The 14,540-nt window shown below is 75.1% G+C and carries 14 protein-coding genes; 4 read left to right on the forward strand and 10 right to left on the reverse strand.

The annotated features are described in order from the left end of the window. Nucleotides 1-45: 45 nt before the first annotated feature. Both ACSNN9_RS18090 and ACSNN9_RS18095 read right to left on the reverse strand, forming a co-directional pair. Entirely contained in the window at nucleotides 46-1,851 is a 1,806-nt protein-coding gene (locus ACSNN9_RS18090; RefSeq protein ID WP_436674537.1) for an alpha/beta hydrolase, read from the reverse strand. A gap of 173 nt (nucleotides 1,852-2,024) precedes the next feature. Then, entirely contained in the window at nucleotides 2,025-2,522 is a 498-nt protein-coding gene (locus tag ACSNN9_RS18095; RefSeq protein ID WP_436674539.1) for a hypothetical protein, read from the reverse strand. 99 nt (nucleotides 2,523-2,621) lie between these two features. On the opposite strand from ACSNN9_RS18095, the gene ACSNN9_RS18100 reads away from it, so the two are divergent. After that, complete coding sequence (locus ACSNN9_RS18100) at nucleotides 2,622-2,969, forward strand: hypothetical protein (protein WP_436674540.1); 348 nt, start codon at nucleotides 2,622-2,624, stop codon at nucleotides 2,967-2,969. Here ACSNN9_RS18100 and ACSNN9_RS18105 read toward each other — a convergent pair. The 7 genes from ACSNN9_RS18105 to ACSNN9_RS18135 form a co-directional block, all read right to left on the reverse strand. Continuing rightward, nucleotides 2,946-4,466 carry a serine/threonine-protein kinase gene (locus ACSNN9_RS18105; RefSeq protein WP_436674542.1) on the reverse strand — a complete coding sequence of 507 codons (1,521 nt, stop codon included), beginning with the start codon at nucleotides 4,464-4,466 and terminating at the stop codon, nucleotides 2,946-2,948. The genes ACSNN9_RS18100 and ACSNN9_RS18105 overlap by 24 nt on opposite strands. A gap of 31 nt (nucleotides 4,467-4,497) precedes the next feature. Then, nucleotides 4,498-4,968: a hypothetical protein gene (locus ACSNN9_RS18110; protein WP_436674544.1), complete on the reverse strand. Its 471-nt coding sequence runs from the start codon at nucleotides 4,966-4,968 to the stop codon at nucleotides 4,498-4,500. Nucleotides 4,969-5,097: 129 nt separating this feature from the next. Further along, on the reverse strand, nucleotides 5,098-8,682 hold the full coding sequence (locus ACSNN9_RS18115) for an adenylate/guanylate cyclase domain-containing protein (protein WP_436674545.1): 3,585 nt from the start codon (nucleotides 8,680-8,682) through the stop codon (nucleotides 5,098-5,100). Next, the gene (locus ACSNN9_RS18120; protein ID WP_436674546.1) at nucleotides 8,679-9,506 is read right to left on the reverse strand and encodes an MBL fold metallo-hydrolase; all 828 of its coding nucleotides are present in this window, start codon (nucleotides 9,504-9,506) and stop codon (nucleotides 8,679-8,681) included. Before ACSNN9_RS18120 ends, ACSNN9_RS18115 begins: the two co-directional genes overlap by 4 nt. Nucleotides 9,507-9,628: 122 nt before the next feature. Continuing rightward, a complete protein-coding gene (locus ACSNN9_RS18125; RefSeq protein WP_436674548.1) occupies nucleotides 9,629-10,090 on the reverse strand; it encodes a RidA family protein in 462 nt (153 codons plus the stop codon). Beyond that, nucleotides 10,087-10,242 (reverse strand): DUF4177 domain-containing protein, encoded by a 156-nt coding sequence (locus ACSNN9_RS18130; protein WP_018222171.1) that lies wholly within the window; start codon nucleotides 10,240-10,242, stop codon nucleotides 10,087-10,089. The genes ACSNN9_RS18125 and ACSNN9_RS18130 overlap by 4 nt, the downstream gene beginning before the upstream one ends. A gap of 46 nt (nucleotides 10,243-10,288) precedes the next feature. After that, nucleotides 10,289-10,768: a hypothetical protein gene (locus ACSNN9_RS18135; RefSeq protein ID WP_436674549.1), complete on the reverse strand. Its 480-nt coding sequence runs from the start codon at nucleotides 10,766-10,768 to the stop codon at nucleotides 10,289-10,291. Between the two features lie 428 nt (nucleotides 10,769-11,196). Between ACSNN9_RS18135 and ACSNN9_RS18140 the strand changes: the two genes are divergently transcribed. From ACSNN9_RS18140 to ACSNN9_RS18150, 3 genes are read left to right on the forward strand one after another with little or no spacing between them, the layout of a single operon-like run. After that, nucleotides 11,197-11,625 carry an Rv0361 family membrane protein gene (locus tag ACSNN9_RS18140; RefSeq protein WP_436674551.1) on the forward strand — a complete coding sequence of 143 codons (429 nt, stop codon included), beginning with the start codon at nucleotides 11,197-11,199 and terminating at the stop codon, nucleotides 11,623-11,625. 26 nt (nucleotides 11,626-11,651) lie between these two features. Further along, complete coding sequence (locus ACSNN9_RS18145) at nucleotides 11,652-12,629, forward strand: ArsA family ATPase (RefSeq protein WP_436674552.1); 978 nt, start codon at nucleotides 11,652-11,654, stop codon at nucleotides 12,627-12,629. Nucleotides 12,630-12,683: 54 nt separating this feature from the next. Then, nucleotides 12,684-13,835 carry an ArsA family ATPase gene (locus tag ACSNN9_RS18150; protein WP_436674554.1) on the forward strand — a complete coding sequence of 384 codons (1,152 nt, stop codon included), beginning with the start codon at nucleotides 12,684-12,686 and terminating at the stop codon, nucleotides 13,833-13,835. A 6-nt stretch (nucleotides 13,836-13,841) separates the two neighbouring features. Here the strand turns inward: ACSNN9_RS18150 and ACSNN9_RS18155 are convergent, their stop codons facing one another. Continuing rightward, on the reverse strand, nucleotides 13,842-14,162 hold the full coding sequence (locus ACSNN9_RS18155; protein WP_357870892.1) for a WhiB family transcriptional regulator: 321 nt from the start codon (nucleotides 14,160-14,162) through the stop codon (nucleotides 13,842-13,844). Nucleotides 14,163-14,540 lie beyond the last annotated feature (378 nt).

Below are 14,540 nucleotides of genomic sequence, written 5' to 3' on the forward strand. Positions count from 1 at the left end.
CCCCCCCCCCCCCCCCCCCCCCCCCCCCCCCCCCCCCCCGGGTCCTCAGCGGACGGTCAGCGTGCCGACCGCCGGCAGCGGAGCGACCACCGGCGGGAGCCGCTTCGGCTCGCCCCGCCCCGGTGCGCCCTCGACGGTCGGCGCGCCCTTCGCCGCCTCCGCCCGCCGGGTCGCCCCCGGCTCCGCCGGCAGCTCGGCGAACGGCTGGACGTCGCCCACGCAGACCTTGCCGTTGGCCGGCAGCGCCCCGCGCAGCAGGTACGCGTCGACGGCGCCGGTCACGCAGGCCGACGTCCCGTACGCGGTGTGCCCCCAGCTGTCGCTGCTGAGCAGGCGGCTGTTCGGCAGCAGCCGGGCCGAGCCCACCGCGCCCCGGTAGCTGGTCGCCGGGTCCCAGTAGTTGCCCAGCACCAGCACGGGCGCGGCGGTCCGCCGGTTGAACGGCCCGGTGTAGGCGTCCTCGTCGCGCACGGTCCAGGTCTTGCGGGCGCACGGCGAGGTGCCCCACGTCCAGAGCCGGCCGAAGTACGGGTCGCGCTCGTCGGCCTTCGCGGCCAGCGCCGGGAACGAGCCGGCGTCCTTCGGGTGGTACCCGTCGGTGCAGTCCACGCCGAGGAAGGTCTCCAACCCGTTGTTGTACGGGAAGTCGTACCGTCGGGCCTGCTCGCGGGCCTTGGCGGCCTGCCGGGTCACGTCGGCCGTCGCCGGGCGGCGGGCGGCCGGGGACGACGCCGGGTCCGTGAGCACCAGCAGGGCGGCGGTGAGGTCGACGACCTCGGCGTAGCCCGCCGGGCCGTAGAGCGCGCCCAGGTTGGCGGCGATGAAGTCGGCGTACGTGATGGTGAGCGGGCCGAGGTCGGGGTCCTCGATCACCACCGGCTTGGCCCGCAGCCGCTTCGCGACCAGGTCGAACGACGCGACGGGGTCCCCCTCGGCCAGCGGACACGCCTCCGCGCCGGCCTTGTCGCACCGCACCAGGATCTCCCGCAGCGCCTTGTACGCGCCCTGCGCGCTACGCATCCGGTCCTCCTGGGACAGGCTGCGCGCCCTGCCCTGACCGACCCACTCGTTCGGGTTCAGCACCCCGTCGATCGCCACGGCGCGGACCCGGTCCGGGAACATGTTGGCGTAGTACTGGCCGAGGATGCTGCCGTAGCTGAAGCCGAGGAAGGTGAGCTTCCGGTCGCCCACGGCGCGGCGCAGCACGTCCATGTCCCGGGCGACCTCGGCGGTCGACATCGCGCCGGTGAGCGGCCGGCCCGTGGTGGAGCAGCCCTTGCCGACGGCCTTCGAGGAGGCGACGTACGCCTTCTCCTCGGCCTTCGTCCACGGGAACGCCACGTTCAGCCCGGCGTACGCCCGGGTCTGCTCCTTGACGGAGGGGAAGCACCTGACCTGCTGGCTGGCGGCGACGCCGCGCGGGTCGACGCCGACGACGTCGAAGCGGTCGAGCACCTCGTCGCCGAGGAAGTACGGCGCGGCGAGCGCGACGTCGGTGCCGGAGCCGCCGGGGCCGCCCGGGTTGATGAAGAGGCTGCCGATCTTCCGCTGCTGGTCGCGGGCCTTGACCCGCAGCACGGCGACCTCGGTCGTCGGGCCGTTCGGCTCGTCGTAGTCCCGGGGCAGCCGGACGGTGGCGCACTCGGCGTAGTCGTAGCAGGCGTACCAGTCCAGTGTGGGCGTGGGCACCCGGTCGACCCGGCGGGCCTCCTGCGGGCTGGTCCGGTCGGAGGTGACCGGGCGGTCCCCGCCGGCGGGGGACGGTGCGGCGGCGGCGGGTGCGACCGCGGCGGCGGCGAGGAGGACGCCGGCGATTCCCGCGGCGGCGAGGGACCGGTTTCGTCGTGGCATGTGGACGCCTTCCGGTGGGCGACAGGACGGTCGAGGCGTGGCTCGACCCCCGTCACTCTAGGGATGGCGCGACAGTGATGCAGGCCGACGGATGGCTATATATCCGACAATCCGCCCGGCCGATGTAACGAATTTTTCATCGTCGACGCTTTACGCCCTTCCGCGTGCCGGGGCTATCCGATGCCGGCCATCCACGCGGGTGCCGCGGCCTGCCCGTCCGGCGCGTGCTCGTCCACCACCCGCCAGCCGTCGGGCCCCTCGCGCAGCAGCAGGAAGCCGACGATGTCGCTGTGCGGGGCGCCGAGGCCGTAGACCTCGTCCTGGCCGACGAAGCCCATCCGGAGGGCGCAGACCGCCGCCGGATCGCGCTTCGCGTTCTTGCACAGACCGAGGTAGCGGACCCCCGGCACGGCCGACAGGTGCCCGGCCATCGCCTCGTCCGGGTTGGCGTACCCGCCTCGACCGCCGGCCGACGACGCGGGGCCGGCCGAAGACGGGGCAGCCGACGACGCGGATGGCGACGACGACGCGGGCGCGGACGGGGACGCCCCCGGCGTGGCGCCGCTCGCGGCGGGCGGCGCGGTCGCCGGCTCCGGCGGCCCGTCCGAGCCGCACGCGGCCAGCGCGCCCGACACCAGCACGGCGGCGACGATCCGGAGGACGCGGGTCACCGGCACTCCTCTCCCACGCAGACGATCTCCGGCGGAGATCATCGCATCCGGTGCCGGCGTCCCGGTTGACAGCGGGCCCCGCTCGGACATCCTGGACGGGTGAGAATTCCGAGGCCCGACGCGCGGGCGAAGGCGGTCCTCGCGGCGCTGACGGCGGTCTCGCTGCTGGTGACGCTGATCGTCTGGGGGCGTCAGGATCTCGTCGGGGTGACCCTCGCGCTGCTCTGCGTCCTGTCGACGATGATCGCGGCGGTGTCCGTGGCGGCGGCCCGGCAGGAGGACGGCACGGAACCGGCGGTCACGCCGGGCGGCCCGGGGCAGCCGGTCGGGGGCCTGTACGGCGTCGACGCCGACACGTTGGAGTCGCTCGACCACCGGGAGGCCGTCCGCGCCATGCGGGAGCGCCACCGGGGACGCGGCGGCTCAGCGGCCCGTGAGGGTGGGTGAGGCGAGCGCGTCGAGCCCGCGCCCGGCCAGGCAGCGGTACGTCCGGTCGACGTCGGCCCCGGCCGGGGGCAGCACCTCGAGGTTCCAGCCGTCCGCGTAGCTGATCCCGCTGGTGAGCCGGAAGGTGGTCTCGTTGCAGACCCGGCGCACCACCGCGTCCGCGCTGACCTCGTCGTGACCGGCGCCGACCAGGGTGTCCGGGAGCCTGCCCTCGGCGTAGCTCTCCCAGGTGTGCTGGCCGTCGCAGGGCACCCGGGCCGCCCGGGCCCGCGTGCCGCGCACCTCCATCGGCCCGAAGCACTCCAACTCGTCGGCGCAGCCCGCGCCGGCGGGCAACCCGGTCGTCAGGGCACAGGCGGGCAGCACCGCGCTCCTCGCCGCCGCGCTCGTCGCCGCCACGCCGGCCGTCGGCGACGGGTCCGGAGAGGACACCGCGCCGGCCAGCCAGGCGCCCGCACCGGCCGAGGCGGCCAGCGCGACCATCCCGGCACCGCCGAGGAACCAGCGCCGCCGACGCCGCTGGCCGACGGTGGGCACCGTGGGGTGGAGGTCCTCCACCGGCGGTCGCGGGGCGGGCCGGGCAGCGTGGTCGACGGCGTAGGGACCGACGGGGCCGGGCACGCCGCCGACCGGCCCCGGCACGCCCGTGCCGCCCACCGGGGAGTTGGCCGGACCGAGCGGCAGGCCGGCCAGCAGGTCGCGCAGCTCGACGGCCGAGGGACGCTCGCCGGGATCGTTGGACATCCCGACCCGGAGCACGTCGATCATCTCGGCCGGCACCCCGGGCAGGCCGGGAACCGGCTGGTGGAACATCTCCAGCACGGTGACCAGGCTGGGGTTGCGCTCGGACTGCCAGCGCGGCGGGCGGCCGTGCATCACCGCGTAGAGGGTGGCGCAGAGGGCGTAGACGTCGACGGCGGGCGACGGCGGGCTGTGGTTGAACATCTCCGGCGGCGCGTAGGCCGGAGTGAGCACCTCCAGGGCGACCGAGGCGTCCCGCATCTCGGCCACCACCGCGAGCCCGAAGTCGGCCAGCACCGCCGAGTTGAAGTGCGAGTGGAGGATGTTCGCCGGCTTGACGTCGCGGTGCAGCACGCCGGCGGCGTGCGAGTGGGCGATGGCGTCGGCGATCTTGACCCCGAGATCGCGCGCCTCGGCCGGCCCGAGCGGCGAGGTCCGCATCCGCTCGGCGTACGAGCCGTCGCAGAGCTCCATGATCAGGTAGGGGTGCTGGTCGACCGTGACCCCGACGTCGAAGAGGTCGACCACGTGCGGATGCGACGACATCCGCCCGGCGGCCCGCGCCTCGCGCAGGAAGCGGGCCTGGTCGTGCTCGCTGTCGAGCGTGCGATTCTCCACCTTGACCGCGACCTCGCGACCCACCGAGATCTGGGTCGCCTTGTAGATCGTCGCGTAGCCTCCCCTGGCAAACACGTGCAGATCGGTCAGACCGGGCACGATGGGCAACGGCAGGGCGCCGGGCGGGGTCTCGGTCACAGCTCTGAAAATACCCAACCGGACCGGCGGCTCAGTGAACCGCACCAGCGGCCGGGACGGCACCGGCGGCGGAGCCGCCTCCGCCACCCACCGCTCCCGGACCCGCTCGACGGTCGTCCCACCAGAGCCCGACGGCGGTCGCCACCGCGCCGAGGCCCTCCCAGGCAGCCACCCCGAAGAACCGCCCGGGCGCGATGTCGGCCAGCACCGCGATGCTGAACACCGCGAACGTCACCAGCCGGAACACCACCGTGAAGCGGAAGAACGGGCGCCACTCGGTGGCGGTGGCGAGCAGGTAGTAGACCCCCATGTTGAACGAGGCCATCGAGGAGGCGACCAGGAAGGTGCCGGTGTGGTCGCCGGGCGCGCGGGTCTCCGGCACCTCGAAGCCGAGCAGGCGCAGCAGCGCCTCCGGCCAGACCAGCCCGACCGCGCCCATGAGCAGGGCCAGCACGCCGAAGACCGCGATCGTCCATCCGGCGGCCGAACGCGGCAACCTCATCACGGCCCTCCCCAGACCCGACGCGGTCGCACGACCGACCGCCCCTCGGACCTGACACGCTATCGGCCACCCCCGACAAACCGCATCCCCAGAACCGCCAGACCTTTCCGGCCCCGGCACCGGGCGGGACTAGGGGGTGGCGAGGCGGGCCCGCAGGGCGTCGGCGTCGGCGCGCTCGCTGCGCTGCTCCGTCGCGTACGCCAGGCGGACCGCCTCCTCGGCGCTGGCCAGCGCCTCCTCCGGCCGGCCGCAGGCCGCGAGCGCCTCGGCGAGCACGCGCGCGGCCACCACCTGGCTGCGCACGTCCTCCGCCGGGACGGTGACGGCCCGTCGGGCCCAGTCCAGCGCCTGCTCGTGCTGGCCGTGGGCGAGCAGCGCGGACGCGTACCGGGCCATGGTCTGGCGGCGGGAGAAGAGCAGCGAGGGCACGGTGGCGGCGGCCGTGGCCACCGGGGCGAGCAGCCCGACGGCGGTCGCGGAGTCGCCGGCGGCCAGCCGGGCGGTGGCCAGCAGCACCCGGGGCCCCACCTGGGCGGGCGCCTGCGGGTTGTGCGGCTCGACGGCGGTCAGCACCGAGCGGGCGTCCCGCTCGGCCGTCTCGCAGTCGCCCAAGTCCAGCGCCACGAACCCGCGCAGCGTGCCGGCCATCCCGGTGAGCAACGGGTGCGACGTCCGCTCCGCGTACGACAGCGCGTCGGTGAGCAGGTCGGCGGCGTGCCCCGGCTCGCCCAGCCCGCGCGCCACGACCCCCCGGACGACCAGCGCGAACCCGCGCCCCCAGTCGTCGGAGGCGGCGGCGAACTCCCGGTACGCCCGGCGGGCCCCCCGGTCCGCCTCGGCCAGCTCGCCCAGCTCGGCGGTGGCGAACGCCTCGACCGCGCGCAGCGTGCCCACCGCCCACGCCTCGCCGACCCGCTCGCCGAACGGCAGGAAGACCTGCGCCATCCGGCACGCCTCGCGCAGCCGGCCGGCGAGCAGCCGGGCGAAGGCGGTGGTGCCGCGCAGCCACGCCCGCCCGTACGGGTCCTTCAGCTCGGCGAAGAGCCGGGCGGCCCGGCCGAGCACGGCGTCGGTGCCGGCGAAGTCGCCCCGGGTCGTGGTGACCCAGGCCAGGTTCTGCAACGACCACGCCTGCCCCCGGCGGTCCTGCGCCTGGAGGCTGACCTGGTACGACGCGGCGAGCCGGCTGCTGGCCTGCCCCAACCGCCCGGCGACGAAGTCGGCCATGCCGAGGCGGCGCATCGCGGAGGCGCGCAGCGTCGGCAGCCCTCCGGCCGTGGCCACCTGCGACGCCTCCTGCCAGCAGGCCACCGCGCGCCCCTGGTCGCCCATGGTCTGGTGGGCCTGCCCGGCGAGCAGCAGCGCGCTGGTCCGCACGACGGACTCGTCGCCGGCGTTGGCGGCGATCTTCTCGGCGAAGGCGAGGGCGTCGGCGGGGCGACCGACCTGGAGCAGCGCCCGGGCGTGCACCACCCGGTCGGCCGCCGGCACCCCGTCGCGGGCCAGCTCGGCGGCGCGTTCGGCGTACTCCACGGCCATCGCTGGCTCGCCCGCCTGGAGCGACCGGCGCGCGGCCCCGCCGAGCGCGGCGACACCCAGACCGACGACGGCCCGCGCGGGCGCGTCCGGCCGCAGGCCGACCGCGTCGGCCAGCGCGGCGGCCCGTTCCACGTGCTGGGCCACGAAGACGTCCCGGGCCGCCTCGGAGAAGCCACCCGGCGCGCCCGCCCCCGCCGGCGGATCGGCCGCGGCCCACCGGGCCAGCGCCGCGTGCCGCTCGGCCAGCTCGGCCTTGCTCACCCCGGCGTACGCGGCCTCCCGCATCAACGGGGTCGCGAAGGCGTACCCGGTGCGGGTGCGGTGCAGCATCCGGCGTTGCAGCAGCTCCTCGATCGCCCGCTCCAGCTCGACGGCGACCACGGCCGCAGGTCGGCCGTCGCGGCCGGCCCGCTGCTCGCGCAGCGCCTCCAGCGCCCCGTCCGGCACGGTGTCGCCGACGACGGCCGCGTCCCGCAGCACGGAGCGGGCCTCCGCCGGCAGCGCGTCGATGCGCGCGGCGAGCACCGCGGCCAGGTCGCGGGAGAGCAGGCGGCTGCCGAGCGAGCCGGGCACCAGTCGCCAGCCACCCTGGTTCGGGGAGTTCCGCTCGGCGACGGCGGTCAGCGCGCCCCGCTCCATCAGCAGGGTGACCAGCTCGGCCAGGTAGAACGGGTTGCCCTGGGCGGTGGCGAGCAGTCGGTCGGTGTCGGGCTGCGGCAGCCTGCCGCCGCTGAGGTAGGTGGTGAGCAGCCGGGCCGCGTCGGCGCCGCGCAGCGGCGGCAGCGCGTGCACCTCGGCGTCCGCGACCCGGGTCAGCGCCCCGGCGGTACGCACCAGCTCGGGCCGGCCGAGCAGCAGCACCAGCACCGGGCCGGCGAGCCGGGACAGGGTGACCCCGAGGGCCTTGATGGTCTCGGCGGTGGCGTCGTGCAGGTCGTCGACGACGACCACCAGGGGCGCCTCCCCGGCGAGCGCGGTGAGCAGGTCCGCGACCGCGTTCGGCACGGCGTCGGCGTCGGCGGGCTGGGCGGTGCCCCACTCGCCCTGGTCGGCCGGGCCGCCACCGGGCAGCTCCGCGTACCCGAGCAGGGCCAGCAGCTGGTCGGTGGCGACCGGCGCCGGCTCGCCGGAGCGGCTGAGCCGCTGACCGAGCCGGCGCAGGCGTTCCTCGACGGCCGGGCGGGTGAGCGCGGTGGCGGCGTCGCTGGGCAGGCCGACCGCCGCCCGGACCAGGTCGGCCAGGGGCGCGAGCCGGCGTCGCTCGCCGAACGCGGCGCAGCGCACCGAGAGCACCCGGGCGCCGGTGTGCGCGGCGTACCGCCCGGCGCCGACGTCGTAGCCGGCGGCGAGGCGTTCCACCTCGGCGGCGAACCGGGACTTGCCGATCCCGGCCTCGGCGGTCATCAGCAGCACCCGGGGCTCGGCGCGGTCGATGACCTCGGCCAGCCGGCCGGCGACCCGACCGATCTCGGTCTCCCGGCCGACGAAGGGGGCCTCGTCACCGAGGCCGGACCGGGTTCCCGGGGCGTCCAGGAGACCGAGCAGCTCGTACGCCTCGACCGGCTCGCGCTTGCCCTTGAGCCGCAGCGGGCGCAGCGCCCGCCAGGAGGCGACGTGCCGCGTGGCGGCGGAGGTCCGCGCCCCCGCGTAGACCGCGCCGACGGCGGCGGCGTCGGCCAGCCGGGCGGCGGTGTTCACGGTGTCGCCGATGACCGTGTACTCGATCGCGGCCTGGATGCCGGCGATCACGTCGCCGGTGTTCAGCCCGACGCGCAGGCCGAGCGGCGCGCCGCCGCCCCGCTCGTCGTCGAGCACCCGGCGGACCGCCCGCTGCATCGACAGCGCGGCGCGCACGGCCCGCTCGGCGTCGTCCTCGTGCGCGACCGGCGCGCCGAAGACCGCCATGATCCCGTCGCCGGTGAGCTTGTCGACGTGACCGCCGAACGTCTTCACCGCGCCGGCCAGGGCGGCGAGCACCCGGTCGGTGACCGCGCCGACGCGTTCCGGGTCGAGGTCCTCCGACCAGGAGGTGAAGTCGGACAGGTCGCCGAAGAGCACCGTCACCACGCGGCGTTCGGCCGCGGGCAGCGTCGCGGCGGCCGGCAGCGCGGCGCCGCAGTTGTGACAGAACCGCGCGCCGGGCACGGCGACGGTTCCGCACACCGGGCAGGTCACGCTTGCCCCAACCCCGCGGCACCTCCGCCGGATTCCCGACCCAGGTACTCCAGCTGCGCCCGGACGGACCACTCGGCGGCCCACCACAGCGACCGGTCGACGTCGGCGTAGACCGTCGCGACCACCTCGGCGGCGGTGCCGGCGCCCGCGGCGACCGCCGCCCTGACCTGGTCGAGCCGGGCCCGGCGGTGGGCCAGGTAGAAGTCGGCGGCGGCGCCGCAGTCGGCCAGCGCCGGGCCGTGCCCCGGCAGCGCCGGGATCCCCCGGTACGTCGAGAGCAGTTCCAGGCTGGCCAGATAGTCCCCGAGGTGCCCGTCGGGGTGGGCGACCACGGTGGTCCCCCGGCCCAGGATCGTGTCGCCGGTGAGGACCACCCGCTCGTCGTCGTGCTCGACCAGGAAGCAGACCGAGTCGCCGGTGTGCCCGGGGGTCGGCACGAGCCGGACGCCCAGGCCGTGGCCGCCGAGTTCCTCCCCGGCCGTGGCCAGCGGCTGCCCGGCGATGGTGTGCGCCGGGTCGGCGGCGCGTACGGGCACCCCGTCGAGCAGGTCGTGCAGGCGGCGCGAGCCGTCGGTGTGGTCGGGGTGGCCGTGGGTGATCAGCACCAGGCCGATCGGCCCCCGCGCGGCGATCGCCGCCAGGTGCCCCTCGTCGGCCGGGCCCGGGTCGACGACGACGGCGTGCTGCCGGCCGGGGGCGCGCAGTACCCAGGTGTTGGTGCCGTCGAGCGTCATCGGCCCCGGGTTGGGGGCACGCAGCAGCGTCACCCAACCCGGGAGTTCGCCGGCGAGCGCCGCCGCCGGCGCGGTGAAGTGCCCGGTCATGGCTGCGATCGTACGGCCCCGCCGGCCACTCCCCGCGATCCTGCGCTGTCGACCCCTGGTACGTCCCAGTTCACGGCTTTTGCCGGGTGTGCAGCGCAGGATCGCGGGGCGGTGCCGCGGGGTCAGGAGACCTCGACGATGACCTCGACCTCGACGGGGGCGTCCAGCGGCAGCTCGGCGACGCCGACGGCGCTGCGCGCGTGCCGGCCGGCCTCACCGAAGACCGCGCCGAACAGGTCGGAGGCGCCGTTGATCACGCCCGGGACGGCGGTGAAGCCGGGCGCGGCGGCGACGAAGCCGGTCAGCTTGACGACCTTGACGACGTTCTCCAGGCCGACCAGCGAGTCGATCGCGGCCAGCGCGTTGAGCGCGCACTGCTGGGCCAGGTCCTTGGCCTGCTCGGCGGAGACGCCGGCGCCGACCTTGCCGGTGGCGAGCAGCTTCCCCTCGATCATCGGCAGCTGCCCGGAGACGTAGACGTGCTGCCCGGACTGGACGGCCGGCACGTAGCTGGCCAACGGCGGGACCACCTCGGGCAGCGTGTGCCCGAGTTCGGCGAGCTTCGCGTGCGGACCGTTGCTCATGCCTTCGGCCGCTTCAGGTAGGCGACGAGCTGCTCCGGGTTGGGACCGGGAACCACGGAGACGAGTTCCCACCCGTCCTCACCCCAGTTGTCGAGGATCTGCTTGGTCGCGTGGACCAGCAGCGGGACCGTGGAGTATTCCCACTTCTGCATAGGTGGAGGGCTCCCTTGGCTGGAGTTCGACTTCTCGACGCACAGCCTACGGTCCGGCCGACGGGCGGGGCGCGGGACGCTGCTCCGGCGCCGTCGGCACCTCCCCGCAGGGGCCGCCGTGCTCGTACGGCTGGGGGCAGCGGGAGCGGTCCGACAGCAGCAGGTCGCAGAAGACCCGGTGCCGGTTGTTCTGGTCGTCGGTGCTAGAGACGGTGGTCTCGCCGGCGTCCAGTTCGGCCAGGAAGCTCAGCGAGGTGGCGACCGTCCCGGCCAGCGCGGTGGCCGCCCGCAGGTCGGCGACCCGGATCGGCAGGTGGATGACGAACCCGGGCTCCTCCTCGTCCCGGCCGCCCGGGCCCGGCCGGCCGGGGGCGCGCACCACCTCGGCGGGTTCGGCGAGCCGCCGGTACGACCGTTCGTTGATGGGCAGGCCGGCGCCGCCCTCGGCGTCGCCCGAGGAGCCGGGCCGCCGCGCCCGGTCGCCCGCCGGGAACTGGGCCCGAGGAATGTTGTCCACGTCGCGCATGCCTTGCCTCCGGACGTCGTACCTGGTCAGGTCGTCGCTTGCGGGCCGGGACCCTTCGTCCGGCCCGCCCCCCGCGCCGCTGAGAACCTAGGTCCGGGGCGACAGTCCCGCCAACAGGACGCGCACATCTGGTCACACAAAGTCACATATGCGACACAGTGTCGGTAAGCAACCTGACGGCACCGGCCGCCCCCCGGAGCGGGGAACCGACCGTTACCCTTCCGGTCGGACGGGCGCTCGCCGGCTCGCCGCCAGCTCGATCACGCTCGTCGCCCGGTCAGGCGACGACGCCGCAACCCGGGGGATGAGATGACCCAACCACCCAGCGGTGGCCCCGTCGGACCACCGGCCGGCCAGCCGGGCTTCCCGGCCACTCCCGACGCCGCCGCCGTCCCGCCCGGCCCGCCGCGCCGAAGAAGAAGCGCGGTGTGCTCATCGCCGCCATCGCCCTGGCCGTGATCCTGCTGCTCTGCGCCGCCGGCGGCGTCGTCACGTTCCTGACGCTGCGCGACGCCGAGAGCGGCGAGGGGGCCAAGGAGCCGGCGGTCGCGGTGGACGAGTTCCTCAAGGCCGTCTACCAGGAGCGTGACGCGGACCGGGCGGCCGGCCTGGTCTGCTCCTCGTCCCGCGACGAGAAGAAGATCGCCGCCAAGGTCGCCGAGGTGGAGAAGCACGTCTCGGCCCACCAGAACCCCCGGTTCCGGTGGAGCACCCCGAAGGTGGACGACCAGACCGGCGACCGCGCCACGGTCACCACCAAGGTCACCATGACCACCGCCGACGAGAAGGTGGCCGACCAGGACCTGCGGTTCACCGTGGTGAAGAAGACGGGTTGGTGGGTCTGCGAGGTCGCCTGAGCCCGCGGCCTGGATAGGCTCGACGGGTGCGAGCAGCAGAGTCGCCGACCGACCCGGCCGGCACCCCGTGGCCGGCCCGCCTCCACGTCGTGACCGGCAAGGGCGGCACCGGCAAGACCAGCGTCGCGGCGGCGCTGGCCCTGGCGCTGGCCGCCGGCGGCCGGCGCACGCTGCTGGTCGAGGTCGAGGGGCGGCAGGGCATCGCCCAGCTCTTCGGCACCGACCCGCTGCCGTACGAGGAGCGGCACCTGACCGACGCGCCGGGCGGCGGGGAGGTGCGGGCCCTGGCGGTGGACGCCGAGGAGGCCCTGCTGGAGTACCTCGACATGTTCTACAAGCTCGGCGCGGCCGGCCGGGCGCTGCGCAAGCTCGGGGCGATCGACTTCGCCACCACCATCGCCCCGGGCCTGCGGGACGTCCTGCTCACCGGCAAGGTGAAGGAGGCGACCACCCGCACCAGCGGCCAGCGGCGCGCGTACGACGCCGTGGTGCTGGACGCGCCCCCCACCGGGCGGATCGGCCGGTTCCTCAACGTCACCGCCGAGACGGCCCGGCTGGCCAAGGTGGGTCCGATCAAGACCCAGAGCGAGGGGGTCGCCGCGCTGCTGCGCTCCCCGATCACCGCCGTGCACGTCGTCACCCTGCTGGAGGAGATGCCGGTCCAGGAGACGGTCGACGCGATCGCCGAGCTGACCCAGCTCGGCTTCCCGGTGGGACGGGTGATCGTCAACGGCGCCCGGCCGCCGCTGCCCGCGGGCCGGGTGGTGGCCGCCGACGAGCTGGAGCGGGGACTGCGCGCCGCCGGGCTGCCGACCGACCGGGCCACCGTCGCCGGGCTGGCCGCCGAGGCGCGCGACCAGGCGGTCCGCCGCGAGCTGGAGGATTCGCTCCGCGCCGACCTGGTGGAGCTGGGGCTGCCGATGACCGAGCTGCCGCTGCTGCCCGACGGGGTGGACCGGGCCGGCCTGGACCGGCTCGCCGCGACCCTCGTCCGAGCGGATTGACTCACACCTGCCAGCGGCACGGGCGCACGGACCGACCCGGCCCGATACGCTCGATTGGTGCCTTCCGAAGACGCGGCGCCGCAGCTGGACGTCGACCAGATCCTCGCCGATCCGGGCGTCCGGATCGTGGTCTGCTGCGGGGCGGGCGGGGTGGGCAAGACGACCACGGCGGCCGCGCTCGCGCTACGCGCCGCGGAGCGGCACGGCCGCCGGACGGTGGTGCTCACCATCGACCCGGCCCGCCGGCTGGCCCAGTCGCTCGGGCTGACCGAGCTGGACAACACCCCCCGCCAGGTCAAGGGAATCGACGTCGAGGCCAACGGCGGCGAGCTGCACGCCATGATGCTCGACATGAAGCGCACCTTCGACGACGTGGTGCTCCAGCACACCGATCCGGCGAAGGCGGCGGAGATCTTCGCCAACCCGTTCTACCAGGCCATGAGCTCGACCTTCGCCGGCACGCAGGAATACATGGCGATGGAGAAGCTGGGCCAGCTGCACGCCCGGGGCGAGTGGGACCTGATCGTGGTGGACACCCCGCCGTCCCGCTCGGCGCTGGACTTCCTGGACGCCCCGGCCCGCCTGTCCCGCTTCCTCGACGGGCGGATGCTGCGGCTGCTGCTGGCCCCGGCGCGCACCGGCGGCCGGAGCATGTTCAGCCTGGTCACAGCCTCGTTCGGGATGTTCTCCAAGGTCGTGCAGAAGGTGCTCGGCGCGCAGTTGCTCACCGACCTCTCCGGTTTCGTCGCCGCGCTGGATTCGATGTTCGGCGGCTTCCGCCAGCGCGCCGAGCAGACGTACCGCATCCTCCAGGCGCGGGAGACGGCGTTCCTGCTGGTCGCGGCCCCGGAGCCGGACGCGGTCCGGGAGGCCGCCTACTTCGCGGGCCGGCTGCGCGAGGAGAAGATGCCGCTGGCGGGCCTGGTGCTCAACCGGGTGCACCGCTCGGCGGTGCCCGGGCTCGACGCGGCGGAGAGCCTGGCCGCCGCGGAGCGGCTGGCCGGCCTCGGCGGGCACGAGGGCACCGCCGACGTGCTTCGGGCCCACGCGGCGCTGGCCCAGCAGGCGACACGCGAGCGGCAGGTGGCGGCCCGGTTCACCGAGGCCTTCCCGGCGGTGCCGGCGGTGTCGGTGACGGCACAGCCCGCCGACGTGCACGACGTCGACGGGCTGCGGACGATCGGCGCGGCGATCAGCCGGCCGTGACGGCGCTCAGCCGGCGGTGCTGACGAGGATCTTGTCCTTGCCGGTCTTGTCCTTGGCGTTCTTCTTCATCGCGGCCTCGAACATCTTGCGCCAGCTCGCCACCTGGGGGTGGCGGCGCAACAGCGCGCGGCGTTCGCGTTCGGTCATGCCACCCCACACGCCGAACTCGATCCGGTTGTCCAGCGCGTCGGCCAGGCACTCGTACCGAACTGGGCAGCTCCGGCAGATCCGCTTCGCCACGTTCTGTTCGGCGCCCTGTACGAACAACGCGTCCGGGTCCCCGTTCTGACACGCCGCCAGCGACGGCCAGTCAGTAATCATGCCCATCTGTACACGTCCCCCCTTGCAGTACCTACCGACCCCGTCGCGGACCAGCCGGCAATTCCCCCCGATCGCCCGGCCTGCCTTCCCCAAGGCGGCACGGACGACATGTGGCGCTGTCGCCGCCCCCATCATGCTCTGTAGTCGACTGATTACGCAACGTTGTCGGCGAAATCCATCATTCCGGACACTCCCGGCTTCCCGGGCTTCGCGACCGCCGGTTACCCCGTCGGAGTCGGTGAAAACGCTGCGGGCCTCCTCCGTCAGGAGGGAGACTCGGCGGCGGATTCACGCAACCTCACACCGGGGGTCGTGCGTTTAGCACAACGAGGTCGGCGCGCGCAGGAAATGGGGCAAGAACGCCCCGGCGCCCCTCGTTCCCTA

It is taken from the genome of Micromonospora sp. URMC 107 (assembly GCF_051386315.1).
Classification (GTDB): Bacteria; Actinomycetota; Actinomycetes; order Mycobacteriales; family Micromonosporaceae; genus Micromonospora.

Excerpts from the sequence above, each read along its gene's own strand:
- ACSNN9_RS18090 (WP_436674537.1), bottom strand. The coding sequence starts at position 1,851 with ATGCCACGACGAAACCGGTCCCTCGCCGCCGCGGGAATCGCCGGCGTC.
- ACSNN9_RS18110 (WP_436674544.1), bottom strand. The coding sequence starts at position 4,968 with ATGAGGTTGCCGCGTTCGGCCGCCGGATGGACGATCGCGGTCTTCGGC.
- ACSNN9_RS18120 (WP_436674546.1), bottom strand. The coding sequence starts at position 9,506 with ATGACCGGGCACTTCACCGCGCCGGCGGCGGCGCTCGCCGGCGAACTC.
- ACSNN9_RS18125 (WP_436674548.1), bottom strand. The coding sequence starts at position 10,090 with ATGAGCAACGGTCCGCACGCGAAGCTCGCCGAACTCGGGCACACGCTG.
- ACSNN9_RS18130 (WP_018222171.1), bottom strand. The coding sequence starts at position 10,242 with ATGCAGAAGTGGGAATACTCCACGGTCCCGCTGCTGGTCCACGCGACC.
- ACSNN9_RS18135 (WP_436674549.1), bottom strand. The coding sequence starts at position 10,768 with ATGCGCGACGTGGACAACATTCCTCGGGCCCAGTTCCCGGCGGGCGAC.
- ACSNN9_RS18155 (WP_357870892.1), bottom strand. The coding sequence starts at position 14,162 with ATGGGCATGATTACTGACTGGCCGTCGCTGGCGGCGTGTCAGAACGGG.